The organism is Pseudoalteromonas sp. APC 3224 (assembly GCF_030407535.1).
In the GTDB taxonomy this organism is placed as follows: domain Bacteria; phylum Pseudomonadota; class Gammaproteobacteria; order Enterobacterales; family Alteromonadaceae; genus Pseudoalteromonas.
The window spans coordinates 1-536 of the sequence record NZ_JASDDF010000083.1; the positions used below are offsets into that span (position 1 = coordinate 1).

Below are 536 nucleotides of genomic sequence, written 5' to 3' on the forward strand. Positions count from 1 at the left end.
CCTATAATTTATAGTATGAAAGTTTAATGAAAGGGCAGTTAAGCCCTTTAAAACAATAAGTTAAATATAAAATAGGTTTGTCATATTGACTAGCCTATTTTTTTTATTGAAATTTCATTCACTAGTTCAAGTAATTGATTTTGAATAAAATCAAAATGTTTTTCGGCCTCTGAATGTGATTGTTTTATATTTTTATATTGTTTCTCACTCTCCCTAGCTGACCATTTATACCTGTGCACCAGTTGAACATCGGAGGCGAGAACGATACCCCAAGGGGTTTGCATTGTTTGGTCGTGTATGCATATTCTGCAATCGGACCAAGCACCAAAATCAGGTAAGTAACCGCGATAAATAATATTCAAAAGTTTTTCTACTGGCTTTGTTGCTTTACCTGCTTTTACATAACGCCTTACTTGCCTTTCACTTACGCCCAGTTCTTTGGCACCTTTTGCATAATCGTAGCCAAATAAAGAAAGAAACTGTTTATGAAATTCTGATTTAAACATTGTGATTTTTACTCCTTTTAAAAAAATCAC

The 536-nt window shown here is 33.2% G+C and carries 1 protein-coding gene; it reads right to left on the reverse strand.

Features of this window, described 5'->3' with window-relative positions:
* Positions 1 to 89: 89 nt before the first annotated feature.
* Positions 90 to 536, reverse strand: a 447-nt coding sequence (locus tag QL989_RS19145) for a hypothetical protein (protein WP_290171724.1), incomplete at its 5' end; no start/stop codon positions are given.